The sequence below is a fragment of the Enterococcus sp. 5H genome (assembly GCF_028128615.1).
In the GTDB taxonomy this organism is placed as follows: Bacteria; Bacillota; Bacilli; order Lactobacillales; family Enterococcaceae; genus Enterococcus_L.
Genome location: NZ_AMDP01000026.1, coordinates 1 through 15,104, shown reverse-complemented (window position 1 = coordinate 15,104; position 15,104 = coordinate 1). Strand labels below are relative to the sequence as shown.

The 15,104-nt window shown below is 35.2% G+C and carries 15 protein-coding genes and 1 other RNA gene; 2 read left to right on the top strand and 14 right to left on the bottom strand.

Annotation, left to right across the window (positions count from 1 at the left end; genetic code table 11):
• Positions 1 to 167: 167 nt before the first annotated feature.
• From C240_RS10975 to C240_RS10960, 4 genes are read right to left on the bottom strand one after another with little or no spacing between them, the layout of a single operon-like run.
• Positions 168 to 704, bottom strand: a complete 537-nt coding sequence (locus tag C240_RS10975; protein ID WP_271495532.1) for a hypothetical protein — start codon at positions 702 to 704, stop codon at positions 168 to 170.
• A 40-nt stretch (positions 705 to 744) separates the two neighbouring features.
• Positions 745 to 1,824: a HAMP domain-containing sensor histidine kinase gene (locus C240_RS10970; RefSeq protein ID WP_271495528.1), complete on the bottom strand. Its 1,080-nt coding sequence runs from the start codon at positions 1,822 to 1,824 to the stop codon at positions 745 to 747.
• On the bottom strand, positions 1,824 to 2,495 hold the full coding sequence (locus tag C240_RS10965) for a response regulator transcription factor (protein WP_271495525.1): 672 nt from the start codon (positions 2,493 to 2,495) through the stop codon (positions 1,824 to 1,826). Before C240_RS10965 ends, C240_RS10970 begins: the two co-directional genes overlap by 1 nt.
• Positions 2,488 to 3,393, bottom strand: a complete 906-nt coding sequence (locus C240_RS10960; RefSeq protein WP_271495522.1) for a hypothetical protein — start codon at positions 3,391 to 3,393, stop codon at positions 2,488 to 2,490. Before C240_RS10960 ends, C240_RS10965 begins: the two co-directional genes overlap by 8 nt.
• A gap of 325 nt (positions 3,394 to 3,718) precedes the next feature.
• On the opposite strand from C240_RS10960, the gene C240_RS10955 reads away from it, so the two are divergent.
• Positions 3,719 to 4,201: a hypothetical protein gene (locus tag C240_RS10955; protein ID WP_271495519.1), complete on the top strand. Its 483-nt coding sequence runs from the start codon at positions 3,719 to 3,721 to the stop codon at positions 4,199 to 4,201.
• Between the two features lie 371 nt (positions 4,202 to 4,572).
• Positions 4,573 to 5,073, top strand: a complete 501-nt coding sequence (locus C240_RS10950) for a hypothetical protein (protein ID WP_271495516.1) — start codon at positions 4,573 to 4,575, stop codon at positions 5,071 to 5,073.
• 348 nt (positions 5,074 to 5,421) lie between these two features.
• Here the strand turns inward: C240_RS10950 and ssrA are convergent.
• The 10 genes from ssrA to C240_RS10900 form a co-directional block, all read right to left on the bottom strand.
• Positions 5,422 to 5,789: a transfer-messenger RNA gene (gene ssrA, locus C240_RS10945) on the bottom strand.
• Positions 5,790 to 5,938: 149 nt separating this feature from the next.
• On the bottom strand, positions 5,939 to 6,358 hold the full coding sequence (locus C240_RS10940; RefSeq protein WP_442896592.1) for a VOC family protein: 420 nt from the start codon (positions 6,356 to 6,358) through the stop codon (positions 5,939 to 5,941).
• A 75-nt stretch (positions 6,359 to 6,433) separates the two neighbouring features.
• Positions 6,434 to 6,871: a GAF domain-containing protein gene (locus tag C240_RS10935; RefSeq protein WP_271495692.1), complete on the bottom strand. Its 438-nt coding sequence runs from the start codon at positions 6,869 to 6,871 to the stop codon at positions 6,434 to 6,436.
• Positions 6,872 to 7,497: 626 nt separating this feature from the next.
• Positions 7,498 to 8,295, bottom strand: a complete 798-nt coding sequence (locus tag C240_RS10930) for a MurR/RpiR family transcriptional regulator (RefSeq protein WP_271495511.1) — start codon at positions 8,293 to 8,295, stop codon at positions 7,498 to 7,500.
• A 12-nt stretch (positions 8,296 to 8,307) separates the two neighbouring features.
• Complete coding sequence (aguA, locus tag C240_RS10925) at positions 8,308 to 9,405, bottom strand: agmatine deiminase (RefSeq protein ID WP_271495508.1); 1,098 nt, start codon at positions 9,403 to 9,405, stop codon at positions 8,308 to 8,310.
• Between the two features lie 106 nt (positions 9,406 to 9,511).
• The gene (gene arcC, locus C240_RS10920; RefSeq protein ID WP_271495690.1) at positions 9,512 to 10,450 is read right to left on the bottom strand and encodes a carbamate kinase; all 939 of its coding nucleotides are present in this window, start codon (positions 10,448 to 10,450) and stop codon (positions 9,512 to 9,514) included.
• 16 nt (positions 10,451 to 10,466) lie between these two features.
• A complete protein-coding gene (aguA, locus tag C240_RS10915) occupies positions 10,467 to 11,558 on the bottom strand; it encodes an agmatine deiminase (RefSeq protein ID WP_271495505.1) in 1,092 nt (363 codons plus the stop codon).
• A complete protein-coding gene (locus C240_RS10910; RefSeq protein ID WP_271495502.1) occupies positions 11,545 to 12,954 on the bottom strand; it encodes an APC family permease in 1,410 nt (469 codons plus the stop codon). Before C240_RS10910 ends, aguA (C240_RS10915) begins: the two co-directional genes overlap by 14 nt.
• 82 nt (positions 12,955 to 13,036) lie before the next feature.
• The gene (gene ptcA / locus C240_RS10905; protein ID WP_271495499.1) at positions 13,037 to 14,065 is read right to left on the bottom strand and encodes a putrescine carbamoyltransferase; all 1,029 of its coding nucleotides are present in this window, start codon (positions 14,063 to 14,065) and stop codon (positions 13,037 to 13,039) included.
• A 241-nt stretch (positions 14,066 to 14,306) separates the two neighbouring features.
• On the bottom strand, positions 14,307 to 15,104 hold a 798-nt coding region (locus C240_RS10900), incomplete at its 5' end, for a family 1 glycosylhydrolase (RefSeq protein WP_271494550.1).

The following is a 15,104-nucleotide window of genomic DNA, read 5'->3' as shown; positions in this document are numbered from 1 at the left end:
TTGTTAGTTAACTTATGTCCTTATATTAATAGACATATGTTTATGCTTTGCTTAAGAAGTGTTTCGATTATGTTAATTCAAAAAAAATAGCACTAAACTCTTGGAGTTTTAGCACTATCTCTTAAATCACTTTGTATCCGTTTAAACAACCTTCGCGATTGTTCAAATTAGAACAATAAATTATTTCCTTTTTCACATATTTCGTCTATTTCATCGTATTTTTGCTCCATCATTCTTTCTGTTTGAACACTTTTTTTTTGGACAAGTTTTTTATAGACAATTGGTGCTATTGCACAACAGGTAAACCCAGGAATCGCTAGTATAATACATAAAAGAATCATTGGGGAATCTGCTGTTACTGCAAACGTCGATCCAGCTATAAATGCAATTCCCACTATTCCGATCAAGATCGACCAAATAGTTGCAGAAAAAGTTGCAGATTTTTGAATCTTATCCAGTTCATTGACACATGATTCAAAATGCCGTTGCAGCCGGGTTAATTCCGCTTTATTTAAGATTTTCCGATCTCGTTTTAACTTAATCGTCATGCTCCCTTTAGTCACTGTAGGTTGAAAATTATCGTCTGGTACCCAACCAAAATTACTATAACCGTCAATATATAATGAAGCGCTTTGCCTTGTTGTCACAATTTCCTTATATTCATAGCCAATAAAATCTTTTCCTTCTTTAACAATCTGACTCATAATATCTCCTTCCAACTTTTCTTATAGCAGCACCTATCATTTAATGATTTATTTTATAGCGAACAGGAATTTTAACTGTAATAGTAGTTCCTTGACCAATTGTACTAGTAGCAGAAATAGTGCCATCCATCAATTGTAAAACACGTAAAACAAGAGCTAATCCTAACCCGTTCCCCTCAGTCGAGCGAGAAGTATCGCCTTGATAAAATTTATCAAACATACGCTTCAGTGTCTCTTCATTCATGCCCAGACCGCTATCAGTAATTGAAACAATTAATTGATTTGCCGTTGAAGTTTGCTTCATCGTAATAGTTCCTTCTGGTGCAGAAAATTTAATCGCATTAGAAATCAAATTGTTCCAAACAATTTCTAATAAACTAGCATCCGCTTCAATAGTCGCATAATCTTCAATTTCAACAACAAAATCAAGTGATTTAGCTGTCCACAACTCTTCATAACTCAATGCGCACTCTGTTAGTTGACGACATAGATCATAAGGTTCAGAAATAGGTTGTAATTTTTGATTTTCAAGCTTATTCAATTTTAAAATATTTGTAATTAAATTAGTTAGTTTAGCAGAAGAAGCAATAATTGTTTCAATATAATTCTCTTTTTGTTCTGGAGTGATGTTTTCTACCTTTAATGCTTCTGCATAATTTTGAATAACCGACAACGGTGTTTTAATTTCATGAGAAACATTCGAAAAAAAATCTGTTTTTAAAGTTTCGATACTACCAAGTTCCTCAACCATCACATTAAAATCGGCAAAAATAACATCAATATAATCCCATTTTTCAGGCAAATGCCTTGGTGAAATATAAACGGAAAAATCACCTTCTCCTACTTTACGCGCGCTCTGTGCTAAATCTTTCATCGGTTGTTGATAATTGCGTTTAAAGCGTCCTTGAATAAACAGGGTCAAAATAATAGCTATGAAAAACCAATAGAGCAAAATACCAATTATATATCCTTTTGGCAAACTCTCATGATCTAAATAGTTTTGCAAAATAAACATTTGACCAGTTGTCAGAGCACCCAGACCGATAAAAATTAGTATAAAGTTAAAAAATGGCGATCCTTTTGACTTAACTCGAGGATCAACGCTGACGTTCTCATCCATTAAGAAAACACCGCCTTATACCCAAGACCTCTCACCGTAACAATTTCAAAACCTTCTCCCTCTGATAACTTATCTCTTAATTTGGTTATGTAAACATCTACTGCACGTAAACTAGTTGAGCTATCCATCCCCCAAAACTCATCCATCAACTGGGCTCTTGAAAATGTTTTTTTGGGATAAGAAAGCAATTTATAAAGGATGTTAAATTCACGCAAGGTCATTGCGATTTCTTCACCATTGATCTGAGTATAAACAGCATCTGCATCCATTACTAAATTCCCAACGGCCAATTTTCGCTCTTCAGCAATATTTGCTCGACGTAAAAGAGCACTAACCCGCATAATTAACTCATCCATATTGATTGGTTTGACCATGTAATCATCAATGCCTAATTTGAAGCCTTTTTGTTTAGACATGATATCATCTTTAGCAGACATAAAAAGAATCGGGATTGTTGGATTCAAACTACGAATAGTCTGGGCAAACTCAAAACCATCCACTTCCGGCATCATAATATCAGAAATAATTAAGTCATAGAGACTATTGTACAATAAATCATACGCTTCAACTGGATTTAAACACCCTTTAGCAACATAACCATTATCATTTAAATAAGTACAAACAATCTGATTTAATTTGATATCATCTTCTACAACTAATATATTAATCATCTTGGTACTCTCCTTTATGGGTAATTGGTATCAATTCCATTTCTAATTCTATTTTAACCTTTTCATGCAATATCTGAAACTCTTCTTTAGACGTTTTATTTAAAAGTTTCACTTGAAGCTGAGGTTTTCCTTTAGCATCTTCTACATATTTTAATGCTGAAATCTGACACAGTAATTTTTCTTTTTTTATTATTTTATTTACTTTTCGCGAGAGATGACGATATTGTTTTCCTTGATCTATTCTCTGAATACGTATCAGCATTAAACAACCAAGAAATGCCGCGCAAAAACCCATCAAAACGCCAAATAATCCATTGGCAGTTGGATGGAGATCCGTTTGACTATCACTGAAAGATAAAATAGCGGTCTGTGTCAGAACTAGCGAAACAAAAGCTGAAGCTAAGTTTATCATCTTAAGTCCATGGATGAGTAAACTATGATTCTTTAATTCTACGATTACTCCTCTAATCCCTATTCCTATTTCAATGAATGTAACTAAGGCAATAATTAATGCTACATTCATATCATAAACGACTGTTACAGGATTAAACAGTAAACGTAACGAGTAGCCACTATAAAGTAAACTCGTTACAATTAGAATGACACCTGCGATTCGATAGTATTGATGCTGCTCTTCAACTGGTTTTAAACTTCCTTTCAAAATCATATATTTACCAGATACCATGCCGAAAATATAAAAGGCGCTGACACAAGTTATGAGTGACAATGATAACAGTCCTAATACTAATTTGCCGCTACCCACAAGAATATTGGCAGTTCCTGATGCTCCGGCAAAAATCAATGAGCGACTATGTTTTTTATTAAATTGCTGGGAAAGATTACTATTGACATCTTTAATTTTTTGAATAGACTTGGGCAACGTTTTTTTCGTTGGCATCTCGTACCCCTTTCGCAAAGTTCGCACTTGAATTAGTTTTTCTTTATTTTAAGCAAAAAATGTGTGTAAAATGTTTATGAATTGTTTCAGAATTGTTAATAGAGTGTAGTCATGAATGTTTCTGTCGTTGTTGAGTTGCTGCTAAGACTACTTTAAAACGAAAAATAGACAGGAGAAACGCCGTACAAATCTAACTCATTTTAGTAATTCATCAAATTTATCAGATAAATAAAACAATATTTTAGTTCTTTATTTTTTACAATTAGATAAATAAATTTTATAATTAATTGAAACATATTACTTTATATTAAAAGGAGGCTTTTTTATGAAAAAGAAATTTGCTGTACTTTCTGCTTTACTGTTTAGTGTTCTTTTATTTTCAGGTACTATTGGTTATGCTGATGAGGTTACGCCCAATGAGCAACCAGTGTCTTTCCAACCATATTTTTCTAGCGCTAGTGTGGAAAAATATATACTACCTTTTGAGACTTTTGACTTTTTAATACCTAAATTACCAGTTGTTTCAGGATATCATGTAAATTACAGATTCAATGTGGACGTACCTTATCCTAGAAAAGAAAACTTCTTAGTAGAACAATTTTCTCCGAATGGACAATGCATTATCGCCGAAGATGTAATTGTAGGGTCTTCTAGCGAGTACTATTTTGCTTCCACTGCGGGTGCCATTGATTATGGAAGTAACTATCTTGTTGCTAGAGTAACGAACCTTTCTCCTCAATCCATTAACTATAGATTAGTTTACAATTACAAGTTGTCTAAAGATCCAACTGATTTTGTTGGGTTATAATAATTTTTTCCCCTCCTTGCGTATATTATTGTAAGGAGGCTTTTATATGGATTAAATAATGGTAACACAGTATGATTCGTTATTAATAGTGGATCAGCTAGGTAGGAATTTAATCGTTCAAAGGACGCATTTATAAGGTTGTCCAGCAAAAATGAACAATTTCCAGAAAAAAGTAAAAGCTCTACCTTATAATGTTAGGTTTATTATTTATTTAGAGCACAACATTGAAGCGGAAAACAACAACGTTATTGTTTATCCTGTTATATAGTAACGTTCTTTTTTTTAGAAAGCCTTTACATTTTAAGTTACATATAGTAAAATATACACGACTTATCGCGATGAGAAAGAAAAAATGAAAGAAGGTTAACGTTATGAATTTAAAAAAAGGGCTTGTGTTAATTTGTGCTTTAGGTTTGGTTGGTTCTGCCGTTTCTCCTACTGCTATTGCGTTTGCTGGGGCTGTTGATACTGCTGAACGTCACGAAGAAGAGTTTGATCCGGATTTTCAGATTGACGAATCTGTATTAAAATCAAATGGATTAAATGCAAATGAAATTGAAGCATTCAACAACTATGAACCATCTGGTATTTACTTGGAAAATGGTAAAACCTTTATAAATGGTGTAGAACAAATTGACATGCAGCGCGGGAAGCTAACTTGGGCGGTTAAAGCCATCAGAAAAGTTTGGAATAAGTTACCAGCAGGTGTAAAAAACACCATTAGCGGTTACGTGGGTATCAATGGTTTCCTAAATTTGATTGAACACTATACTGGGTCTTTGGAAAACGCGATTTATAATGCATGTAAAACTGTGGGTATGCCAACTTGGGCAGCAAATTTTGTCACTAAAACAATTATGCTATTTATATAAAGATGAAAGGTGATTTATATGAAAATCAAATCCCCACTCTATCTAATTTTGTCTATAGCACTTTTAATCTTGTCTCTCTGGTATATATACTCTATTCTGACATCCAATAATTCTGCAATTAAAACAGTTGTAGATATTATAACTGTTCTATTGACACTATTTGTAGTGATTGTTTGCTTTTCAAAAGCAACCGGAATTAAGTAATTAAATGAAAAAATGTTGGTTGTTGTAGCTACTTTTGGATATAGACCTTAAACACAAACTGAAAACAGAAAAACAGCTATAAACGTTTAGTTAAAAGCGTTTATAGCTGTTTTTTTAGTTTCCATGTTACTTCTCATTTTTTTCAAATGGAAGCGGCGGGAGTCGAACCCGCGTCCAAACATATTGTCACTTAAACTTCTACACTCATAGTCATACTATTTTAAAGGTTCGCTTAAGTTCATGCCGCATAACAGGCCCAAACTTTTGCTAGTCTGATGATCTCTTCTAAATTTTACAGACGGAAAAATTTAGCGTATCCCACTTAATTTGAGACCCTTACCCGAGCACATGGGCGATGCCGGGAGGATCTTCACCCGCTGGTTTTACGCAGCTAAAGCGAAAGTATTGTTTTCGTTTTTAGCAGTTATATTTAACTGTAACGTTTTTACGTAGACGTAACCTACGAAGCGCAATTCAAGCTCAACTATGCCTGTCGAATCCGTAACGCCCCCGTTAGGATTAAAAGCATATTCTATGCATATAATAGTATAACATAATCAGTATAGATTTTAAAGAGCCAAGCAACCCTTTTCAATCGTTTCCATTCTTCATAATAACAAAAAAGTTTGTTGAGAATTTTCCCAACAAACCTTAACTTTTATTACTCATCTGCATAATTAAGCATCCAATTTATTCCAAATTTATCAACGACCATACCATATTTCTTTGCCCAAAATGTTTCACCTAACGGCATTGAAATTGTTCCACCTTCAGCTAGTCTGGCAAAAATTCGATCAATTTTCGCTTCATCAGTCGTATTAATAACTAAGGATACATTATTTCCTTCAATATATGTTAAGCCCATGCCATCAGGTACATCGGAGAACATAACAGGAACTCCTTCAATTGTCATTGATGCATTAATTACTAAATCTTTCCAAGCATCCGGCGTCGGATGATCCGGGTCTTGGGGCGCATCTTTAAACGTCATAATCCCATCATTCTTCACATCAAAAACTGTTTCATAAAAAGCAATTGCCTCTGCCGCTTGATCTTTAAAATTTAAATAAACTTCTAACATAGTAGTCATCCTCTCGCTCTATTTTTGTTAATTATCTCACGGAAAAATAGTTTACGCGAAAGGAACGCTCGCTTATTAAATAAAATCAGTATTTTTTAGTAAAACTGACACATATTGTTCTAAGTATTTTTGATCTATTTCATCATATCCGTGTGTAACAGAACTATCCAAATCTAAAACACCCAATAATTTTCCAGCTTTAACCATCGGTACAACGATTTCGGATTGCGCAGCAGAGTCACAAGAAATATAATTTTTGTGCGTCTTAACATCTTCAACAATCAATGTTTCTTGTTTTTCAGCTGACTCGCCACAAACACCTTTTCCCATCTTGATTCGTGTGCAAGATACTTTCCCTTGGAACGGTCCTAAAATAAGTTCGTCGCCATCAAATAAATAATATCCAGCGAAAACAGTATTCGGTAAGGTATCTGCCATTAATGCTGATGAATTCGCTAAATTAGCAATCTGATCATGTTCAATTTCAATAATTGCTGCTTGTTGTTGAATCATTAACTCATATGCGGCTATTTTCTCTTCTTTCGTTTTAAACACTGTTCTCCCACTTTCTTTTCAAAAAATAATCGGTTCATTAATTTTTATATTATACCATAGTCAAACTGACTTTTTAGTTGCAATCGCTCAGATTTTGACTTCTTTAGCTTGAAATACTCTCTTAATAATCTTCATAGCAACTTCAAACGAATTCACACTTTTTTCAAAGATTTTTATGTTTGGTTTAAACTATTAAGGTTATAGTTTAATCATAGTAAACAAACAAAAACTTTTGTGGATGAACGTGGTGTTAAAACTCTTTGAGGACTAACGGATGTTTATTCTCGACCAAGTGAGGTGTAGGTTCGAATCCTACCGTCCACGTACGTGCGATTTTGGCACTTGAATATAAAAAAATTGAAGGGATGAAGTACTATGAAAAAACTATTTGTTACAGGAGCCACTTTGTCTGCAATTACATTTGCTACCTATTCAGTATTGAAACATATGCCGAAAAAACAACATGTTTATGGAAAACGATAAAATAATTTGTCAAATAAAAAGCGTGAGGACAACGGATTAGGCTGTCTTCATGCTTTTTTAGCATTGAGAAAATTTTCACAAATAAATGTACTATTTTTTGGCTACTTAAAGACCAAGTGATACTCTCCTTCACCAGCGCTATCTAAAAACTGGTACAAAATTAATTCTAAAATCGCCAACATTGAAATATGTGACGTAATTTCCATTTTATTTAAAAATAGTTCATCAGTAAAAACATAAAAATTTATATCACTCATATTTTGGACGACATTATTATCTGCTCCTGTAATCGACACCAGCAGTGGATGAACAGTATTTTTCAATTGCTGTAATAACTGAATCCATTCTTGATCTTTTCCCTGATACGTTAGAATAAAAACAATATCTTCAGAATGAATTTGCTGTTGAACAATGGTTCTCATGGATTGGTCTTCTGGAAAAACGACTAAAAAACCAGCAGCCGCAAACAAGTATTTTACATATTGCATTAACTGTTTATTCATTCCTTTAGCGAATAGATAAATTACTGGTTTTTGTTTTAAATAATCTGCTACAGCAGTTAAGCTGCTTTTATCGATTACTCGAACAGATTCATTGATATTTTTTAAATATTCTTCCCGATACTCTCTTTGAGAGACCACAAAAGGACTAACTTTCTCTTCTGTTTTTTGGTTTAACAAGGTATATTTGATCACAGTTGTAAATTCACTATAACCAGAAAAACCAATTTTTCTAACAAAACGAAGGAACGTCGTTGTTGATACAAAACAATCATCTGCCACTTCTCGAATACTTTTATTTTTTATTTCATTTAAATTTTTCACAACATAATCAAATAATAAATGCTCATTTTTAGTTAACTCTGAAACACGAGGGTTCACTACTTCAAAAAAGTCCATTCTCTTCCCCTCCTATGCTTTTTCTGGGATACTTTGCGCGATACAATGAATATTTCCACCGCCAAGCAAAATTTCACGGGCGTTCACACCAACAATTTTACGCTCAGGATAGATTTTTTTTAACAAACTTTCTGCTGCTAAATCATTTTTATCATTAAATAATGGAAAAACAATGCCGCCGTTAGCCGAATAATAACTTACATAAGTAGCAGTTAAACGGTCACCGGGAAAACGCGGCAACATACCATTTACAGGATCAACCCCTTGGCTTTCTTCTGTTGTAATATACATTGGTTCCGGCATCAGCATTTTATGTATTATTAGTTTCCGGCCCTTTGCATCTGTTTCGTTTTTTAATTGTTCGTATGCTGCTCTTGAAATTTCGTACTGCGGATCTTCTGGATCATCTGTCCAAGTTAAAACAAGTTCCCCCGGTCTCACAACATTTAACATATTATCAATATCACCATTCGTTTCATCTAAAAAGAATCCTTGCTTAAGCCAAATTATTTTTTCTACATTACAGTATGCTTTCAATACCGCTTCAATTTCAGATTTTGAATATTGTCCGTTTCTCCCTTCTGAAAGTAAAACTTCTTCCGTGGTATAAAGTGTGCCATCGCCGTCCAAATGTATGGAACAACCTTCTAAAATAAACGATTCTAATGAGTAATAATCGATTCGGTTAAATTCACATAATTTTTCAGCAATTAAATCATCTTGATCCCAAGGAAAATACAACCCATCCAATAAGCCCCCCCACGCATTAAAACGCCAGTCAACACCTCTAACTTCTCCAGCTTCATTGATTGTGTAAACTGGACCATAATCTTTAATCCAAGCATCATTGTTGCTCATTTCCATTACCCGAATCGATTCTGGTAAAAATTGTCGTGCATTTTTATACTGTTTAGCAGAAACTAACATTGTAACTGGTTCAAATTGAGCAATTGCTTTAGCAACTTCAGCGTAAGCGTGCTGAGCTGGTTTTCCACCATTGCGCCAATTGTCAGCCCGTTCAGGCCAGATCATATAGGCTTCTTTATGAAACTCAAATTCACCCGGCACTCGAAAATTATCTTTTTTTGGATTACTATTTTTTATTTTCATAAGGGATACGCTCCTTAATTCACTATTCTTTTTATGTAAGCGTTTCTGTTTTTAATATATCAGAAAAAAAGAGTAGAAACTAGTCTTTGCTCCTACTCTTTTTAAACTAAGCGGTGATAATTGTTCCCGTTTCTTCATTTAGTAAATTTTGAATATTTTCTAGGGAGGTAATCACTGCTTTTCCTGCTGGATTTTCCTTAATAAAGGTTATTGCTGCCTCAACTTTTGGTAACATACTACCCGGTGCAAATTGAGCTTCTTTAATATAATTTTCCATATCAGTGATGCTTACTTTTTTTAGCTCTGTCTGATTTGGCTGGTTAAAATTAATACTAACATGATCCACTCCAGTTAAGATCACAAGTAAATCAGCCTGAACTAAAGCAGCAATTTTTTCTGAAGCAAAATCTTTATCAATTACAGCTTCAACACCTTGATATTTGCCATCTTTATTGACGACCGGAATACCACCACCACCGCCTGCAATAGTGATAATATCATTTTCCACTAACTGCTTAATCACTGGATGCTCTACAATATCCATCGGCATCGGTGAAGGAACTACTTTTCGATAACCTCGTCCAGCATCTTCTTTGTAGATGGCTGAAGTTTTTTGTTGTTCTTCTTTCATCTCATCTTCAGTTAAAAATGGTCCTACTGGTTTACTAGGTTCTTGAAATGCCGGATCTTTTTCGCTAACAACAACTTGAGTTAGTAGAGTCACCGTAGATTTTTGAATGCCTCGTTGTCTCAACTCATTTACTAGCGCATTATCCAGCCAATATCCGATACTTCCTTGTGTCATTGCAACGGCTGTATCTAACGGCATCGCTGGATTTTTCTCTGTTGCACCTAATTGCTGCTGCAATAATAAATTTCCGACTTGTGGTCCATTGCCATGTGTAATAATCAATTCATGACCCGCCTCAATAAAATCAGCAAGATAATAAGCTGTATTTCTTAGCGCTTGTTGCTGAGCTTCAGCACTTGCATCTGTTGTTAAAATTGCATTACCGCCAAGAGCTACAACGATTCGTTTTTTCATTTTCATAGTTGTCTCCTCATTTTGGCACTTGTTGGGTAATACAATGAATATTACCGCCACCTAGTAAAATTTCTCGTGCTGGTACTCCAACAACTTTCCGATCAGGATACAATTCTTGTAAAAGATCTAATGCTTTTTTATCATTAGGATCATCAAAAGTTGGCACAATAACGCCCCCATTTGCCGTATAGTAATTCGCATAGCTAGCAGCCAATCGGTCGCCTTTCTCTCTTGGTAATGTACCGTCAACAGCATCTACACCTTGACTTTCTGCTTCTGTAATCAATACTGGTTTCGGTACATGTAATTTGTGAACAATCAATTTACGACCTTTTGCGTCTGGTTCGTTTTCCAAAATAGCTAAACATTCTCTGGAAATTTCGTATTGAGGATCTGTTTCATCGTCTGTCCAAGCTAAAACGACTTCACCTGGTTTTACGATATTAATGATATTATCTACATGACCATTGGTTTCATCCAAATAAATGCCACGTTTTAGCCAAATAATTTTTTCAAGTGACAGATATTCTTTTAATACTTGTTCGATTTGTTCTTTGGATAACTGGGCATTTCTGCCTTCTGACAATAAACATTCTTCCGTTGTGATTAAAGTGCCTTCACCATCGACGTGAATTGAGCCGCCTTCTAAAACAAAATCATTTAAGCGATAGCGATCTTTCCACTCTACTTCACAGATTTTTTGTGCGACTTGATCATCTTTATCCCAAGGAAAATACAAGCCATCAATCAAACCGCCCCATGAATTAAACGTCCAATCGACACCGCGAATCTCACCATCGTCATTTTTAACAAAAGTCGGGCCACAATCACGAACCCATGCATCATCATTGGCGATTTCGATAACCCGAATGACTTCTGGCAGCATATGTCTGGCATTATCATACTGTTCCGCAGAAACTCCAACTGTGACTGGTTCAAATTCACTGATTGCAACGGCTACATCTACAAACGTTTTCTGAGCAGGCTTACCGCCATTGCGCCAATTATCTGGCCGTTCCGGCCATAAAATATAGACACCTTGATGAGGTTCAAATTCTCCTGGCATCCGAAAGCCATCTTTTTTTGGTGAACTATCAATTGTGTTCATTTTCAGAAACTCCTTTAATATTATTTTTTTCTATTTGCTGTTTTTTCTTATATTCTTTGTCGCCTAATCGAATACAAAACTCTCCAATGATTGCTGCTGCAACGGTTCCAATTAAGATCGGAATTTTTTCATTAAGTTCAGAGCCTGACAATGGAACAATTGAGAAGAATAATGTAACTATCAATAGGATAAAAGGGACATACGTAAATACTTTTAACAATCCTGCTCCACCTGGAACTTTAAACGGTCGTTCTTTATCAGGATCAATTTTACGTAATTTTAAAAATGCTGGAAACATCATAATGTAAGAAAGTAGCAATGCGACAACATTCAGTGCAAAAAATGCCCAGAAAATATTCTCATTTGGAATAAATGGTGCTGCTACTACCAAAACAGATGCGACAATTCCATTTACCATCGAAGCGCCGACTGGCATTTCATTTTTCGGATTTTCTTTCGCAAAGATTTTTGGTAAATCATGATTTTTGGCTGCGTAAAAAGCTACATAATTCACACCCAGTGCCCATGAAATTAAATTTGCCGCTAAAGTATACATAAACAACAAACCAATAATAATCACAAATGGGTTAATTCCACCAACTAATAAGATAAAGCTGTCTATCAATCCACCAGATGTTGAAAGTTGGTCTGCTGGCACAGCTGCTCCCATACCGAAAGCTGCAAATAGATAAAAGAATGCAATCAAAATCCCGCCATAAATAATCGCTTGAGGAATTTGTTTTTTCGGATTTTCCATATCACCTGCTAACGTCGTAACCACTTCAAACCCTAAAAAGTTGAACAAAATGACGGAGATAAAGCTTAAACTATTCAAATCAAAACTTGGTAACAAAGCTTTTCCAGAGAAATCATTGGCCATTCCTTTTGTCACTGCATGATAAATTCCTAATACGCCTAAACACACCATAATTGCTACTTTCGCAAAGGCTGCAATATTTAGAATCCATTTACTATCACTTACTGGATAGCAACTAATCAATGTAACGACCCAAATAAAAATAAGCTGAAGAACAATCAAAATCGGTGTTCCTAATTCAAGATTAAAAATTTGTGTCATAACTTCTGTGAATAAGACAGCTAGACTAGCCATCCAAATTGGAAAATTAATCCAATAAAACCAAGCTACTCGCGCACCCCACCGACGACCAAATGCCATTTTTACCCAATCATAAATCCCACCGTCTCCTGTATATGTTGTTCCTAACTCAGCTGAAATCAGCCCATAAGGTAGAAAAAATAGAATCAAAAGAATTCCCCACCAAAAAAATTGTGATGAACCTATCGCTGCCGCTGGTGCAGCAGATTCAACAACTAAAATGACTACAACAGCCATTAGAACTGCGTCAAACAACCGAAATTTCTTTTTTTCTTTCATGTTTTGTACGCACCTTTCGATTAAAGAGTAAGGAGAAGTGATAACAATTGATAGTCAGCCTCTTCTCCTCCTCTAATTAGATTCACTTAGCGTCAATAACCACATTTCTTAACATTAATTCAAATTCAGCATCATACTGTAAGCCAACCGCTTCACTCGCATAGTTCAAATACGGATTTAAGAAATAAACAAGTAACGCACGCATTGCTGTTAAACGATTTTCAGCTTCATCCAATACAACAGAATATGGTGCATCTAACACTTCATCTGTAACTTCTTCGCCTCTAGTCGCAGGCAAGCAATGCAAGAATTTTACATGTGGCGCTGCTTTAGCTATTAACTCTTTATTCACTTGATATTTTGGATAGAAAGTAGCCATCCGTTCTTCTTCAGATAATTCAGCTTCATATAAACCGTACCAAACATCGGTATAGATAAAATCTGCATCTTTCATTGCTTCATCAGCATCTTCTGTAATTAGCACACTACCGCCAGAAAGTTCAGCATTTTTACGTCCAATTGCTAAAGTTTCTTCTTTGATTTGGAAGCCTTTTGGTCCAAACTGAACAAAGTCCATGCCCATTTTTGTTGCTATAAACATGGTAGAAACACAAACTTGCGTTGCATCTCCAACAAAAACAATTTTACAATCACTTAATTTTTTCCCAGCAGGTAAATGTTCTGTCATAGTTATAATATCGCCCAGTTCTTGCGTTGGATGATTATAATCACTCATCCCATTAATGACTGGAATAGTTGCATCTTTTGCTAAATCTACAATAGTTTGATGCCGTTCAACACGTGCCATTAAAATATCAACTAAACGAGACAACACTTGTGCTGTGTCTCCCAATGATTCATGTCCTCCCAATTGAATTTGTCCTGGTGCTAGATATTGAGCATGTCCGCCAAGCTGAGTCATAGCTGTTTCAAACGAAACTCTAGTCCGTGTCGAAGATTGCTCAAATATCATCCCTAATGTTTTTTCTTTTAATAAAGGCGGATAATACCCATTTTTAATAGATTCTTTTAATTTTAAAGCTAATTGAATTAAATAATTGATCTCTGCTTTAGTAAAATCATTTGTATCTACAAAATCTCTTTTATTCATTTTTCTTTCCACCAATCTTTGTTTGTTATTGTCGGATCCTCGAGTATTCCCTTTGACGTATTAAGCATACTGCTAAACCCAAGTGATTAAAAGCGCTTTCTAAACAATTGATAAGGAACAAAGCAGCCTGTATTTTGTTTCATTTTGCGTAACAGGTTACATCTACAATTGTTGATTTTTAAAGCAAAAGAAGACAGCAAGTGTCAATTCCACTTACTGTCTTTCATTTCGATACAATAAATTAATTTGTTAAATCTTCCCCATTTGTCGCAATGACTTTTTTATACCAATCAAAAGATTTTTTCTTCGAACGTGTTAATGTTCCATTTCCTTCATTGTCCCGATCTACATAGATAAAACCGTACCGTTTTTTCATTTCGCCTGTTCCAGCTGAAACTAAATCAATACAGCCCCACGTTGTGTAACCTAATAGATCAACACCATCTTGCTCTACCGCGTCTTTCATCGCTTGGATATGTGCGGCTAAATACTCAATACGGTAATCATCAATCACATTGCCGTTTTCATCTGGCGTGTCTACCGCTCCTAAACCATTTTCTACGATGAATAACGGTTTTTGGTAACGGTCGTATAAATCATTCATAGTCACACGCAGCCCTAGCGGATCAATTTGCCAGCCCCATTCACTTGCTTCTAAATAAGGGTTTTTCACTGAGGCAAAAATATTTCCCGCTGTTTGTTCATTAATTGCTGGATCTGTTGATTGGACGCGTGAAGAATAGTAAGAGAACGAAATAAAATCAACTGTGTGTTCTTTTAATAAGTCTAAATCACCATCTTCAATTGGCAATTCGATGCCTTCTCTTTCCAATTCTTTTAAGGCATAGGCTGGATATTCGCCACGTGATTGCACATCGATAAAGAAGAAGTTTTCCCGATCCGCTTTGCGTGCAGCCCAGACATCTTCTGGTTTACATGTATAGGCATAGTTGGTCCCTGCTGCTAACATACAGCCGACTTGGTTTTCAGGATCGACTTCATGAGCAATTTTAGTTGCGATAGCACTTGCTAATAATTC

Bases quoted from the DNA above. Each gene is read 5' to 3' on its own strand.
- aguA (WP_271495508.1), bottom strand. From the start codon at position 9,405: ATGAAAATAAAAAATAGTAATCCAAAAAAAGATAATTTTCGAGTGCCG.
- C240_RS10965 (WP_271495525.1), bottom strand. From the start codon at position 2,495: ATGATTAATATATTAGTTGTAGAAGATGATATCAAATTAAATCAGATT.
- C240_RS10970 (WP_271495528.1), bottom strand. From the start codon at position 1,824: ATGGATGAGAACGTCAGCGTTGATCCTCGAGTTAAGTCAAAAGGATCG.
- C240_RS10935 (WP_271495692.1), bottom strand. From the start codon at position 6,871: ATGATTCAACAACAAGCAGCAATTATTGAAATTGAACATGATCAGATT.
- C240_RS10940 (WP_442896592.1), bottom strand. From the start codon at position 6,358: ATGTTAGAAGTTTATTTAAATTTTAAAGATCAAGCGGCAGAGGCAATT.
- arcC (WP_271495690.1), bottom strand. From the start codon at position 10,450: ATGAAAAAACGAATCGTTGTAGCTCTTGGCGGTAATGCAATTTTAACA.
- ptcA (WP_271495499.1), bottom strand. From the start codon at position 14,065: ATGAATAAAAGAGATTTTGTAGATACAAATGATTTTACTAAAGCAGAG.
- C240_RS10950 (WP_271495516.1), top strand. From the start codon at position 4,573: ATGAATTTAAAAAAAGGGCTTGTGTTAATTTGTGCTTTAGGTTTGGTT.
- C240_RS10930 (WP_271495511.1), bottom strand. From the start codon at position 8,295: ATGGACTTTTTTGAAGTAGTGAACCCTCGTGTTTCAGAGTTAACTAAA.
- C240_RS10975 (WP_271495532.1), bottom strand. From the start codon at position 704: ATGAGTCAGATTGTTAAAGAAGGAAAAGATTTTATTGGCTATGAATAT.
- C240_RS10955 (WP_271495519.1), top strand. From the start codon at position 3,719: ATGAAAAAGAAATTTGCTGTACTTTCTGCTTTACTGTTTAGTGTTCTT.
- C240_RS10960 (WP_271495522.1), bottom strand. From the start codon at position 3,393: ATGCCAACGAAAAAAACGTTGCCCAAGTCTATTCAAAAAATTAAAGAT.
- aguA (WP_271495505.1), bottom strand. From the start codon at position 11,558: ATGAACACAATTGATAGTTCACCAAAAAAAGATGGCTTTCGGATGCCA.
- C240_RS10910 (WP_271495502.1), bottom strand. From the start codon at position 12,954: ATGAAAGAAAAAAAGAAATTTCGGTTGTTTGACGCAGTTCTAATGGCT.